General features: G+C 75.4%; 1 protein-coding gene and 1 pseudogene. Both read left to right on the top strand.

From position 1 onward, the window contains the following. Window positions 1-433 (top strand): annotated as a pseudogene (locus tag NBW84_RS18275) (hypothetical protein); the annotation flags it as partial. 677 nt (window positions 434-1,110) lie between these two features. Continuing rightward, on the top strand, window positions 1,111-2,204 hold a 1,094-nt coding region (locus tag NBW84_RS18270; protein WP_250285948.1), incomplete at its 3' end, for an amidohydrolase family protein.

Genomic DNA, 2,204 nt, shown 5'->3' with positions numbered 1-2,204 from the left:
GGCCCAGGCCCGGCAGGACGCCGCGCAGGCGGCTGCCGCCGCCACCGCCGCCCGCGACGCCGCGCGGGCCCGGGCCGAGGCCCTGGAGCACACCACGGCCCAGGCCCGGGCGGAGGCCGACCGGCTGCACGCCGAGCTGGTCCGTCAGCGTGACGCCGCGGACGCGGAGATCACCCGCGTGCATGCCGACGCCGACCGCAGGCTGGAGGCGGCCCACCGGGCCGCGGACGAACGCCAGGCGGTGCTCGCCGAGGCCAGGGCGGACGCCCGTTCCCGGGCCGAACGTGCCGAGCGTCAGGCCGACGAGCTCACCTGCGAGCTGCGCGCCGCCCGGGCCGGGCTGGCCGCGGCATCCGGCCCGGTGGCGGCGGCGGAGCCCGTGCCGGCGCGCCATCCGGTGGACCCGCCGGTCACCGCCGCGACGGTCGGATGACGGTGGCCGACCGCCGTTGCCGGCCATCGCGGGTAGCTGTCGGGGCGCGGCCGGCCATCATCCGTCGGGATCCGTCGGGCTACGGGCGAGATCGGTCGGAGAGCGGTCGAAGAGCGTCCGACGCCACAGGCTCTTGACCCTGCCAATGACGGTCAGTTACGTTCACGAGCGGACTGGAATCATCGGCTGCGGCATCCGCTCGTCGGCGGACGTCACGAGCAGTTGAGCCGCCCAGGCGGGGGCCGTGCGCGGCCCGGGCGGGCAGCCCAGTCTGTGACGGCGCGTCCCCAGGCGCCAACCATGGAGGTACAGGTGTACAGGGCCAGGTGGAAGCCAGCGGCGGGTGCCGCGGACGACCGTGCCATGCCGGCGTGCGGCTTCACCGTCCGTCGGTACATCGACACCTGCCGCGTGTCGAGCACGGCCTGTCGACCGTGACCTGAGTACCCGCTCGGACGTCGCGACCGCCGGGCGGCCTGGCTGCCGTCCGGCGCTTCTTCGCCGTCGTCCCCGCCACGCCGTCCCAACCGGTGACCCGGTGCGCGGCCGGGCCGAGCGGGCCCAGCGCGGTACCCGGCCCGAGCCGGCATATCCTATGTGATCTCCATGGCGTCCCGTAATCAGCGCGGTGATCCATCCGCTGGTGGACGCCGGACCCCAGCGGCAGGAACGGCACGATGACGATCACCAGCACCGATGTCCCGCGGCGGGGCGGCACCGCCCTGTCGGGCGGCTTCGTCCTGCGGGGCGTGCACGCCCTTGACGAGCACGGCTACTTCGACGGCCCGGTGGACGTCGCGGTACGCAACCGGCACATCACCAACGTCCGGCCGCGTCTCCCACTGGACGCCGACGCGGTCGATGTCGACGCGCACGGGCTGTGGCTGATGCCCGGCGTCATCGACTGCCACTCCCACGTCACGCTCTGCACATACGATCCGCTGGAGATGATGACGACTCCGCTGTCGGAGCGCTTCTTCCAGACAGCGGCGATGCTGCGCCGCACCCTGGCCGCCGGGGTGACGTACGTCCGGGACGCCGGCGGCGCGGACGCGGGCGTGCGTGACTCGCTGCTCGCCGGGCACATTCCCGGGCCGCGGCTGGCGGTCTCGGTGGTCGGGCTGACCCGCTCCGAGGGCCACGGCGACGGGGCGCTGCTCGGCCCCGGCCTGGAGGCGCCGGAGACCCTGACGGCGCTGGGCTACCCCGGCCGGCCCCGGCATGTCGTCCGGGAGCCGGACGGGATGCGCGCGGCGGTCCGCGCGGTGGTGCGGGCGGGCGCGGACTGGGTCAACGTCTTCGCCAGTGGCGGCATCATGTCGGTGCGCCCGGGGCAGCCGCTGCCGGAGTTCACCGCCGCGGAGCTCGCCGCCGCGGTCTCGGAGGCGGCCGCCTTCGGGCGTGGGGTCATGGCGCACGCGCTGGGGGCGGGCGCCGTCGACGCGGCGGTGTCGGCCGGCGTCCGCTCGGTCGAGCACGGGATCGGTCTCACGCAGCGTGAGGCCGACCTGATGGCGCGGCGGGGCGTCACGCTGGTCCCGACCCTGTCGCCGTACCACGAGCTGGGGCAGCTGGCCGACAGCGGGCAGCTGCCCCAGTGGGCCGCCGACCGTGCGCACGTGACCCGGGCCATGCTCGCCGACACGGTCGCGGTGGCCCGTGACGCCGGGGTCAGGATCGCTCTCGGCAGCGACAGCCGGCACCGGGACCGCCACGGCACCAACCTCGCCGAGATCACCCGGCTGCGCCAGAGTGGACTGTCGGTGTCCGA

Source organism: Protofrankia sp. CiP1_Cm_nod2 (assembly GCF_920664355.1).
In the GTDB taxonomy this organism is placed as follows: Bacteria; Actinomycetota; Actinomycetes; order Frankiales; family Frankiaceae; genus Protofrankia.
This window is presented reverse-complemented; position numbering and strand designations above follow the sequence as displayed.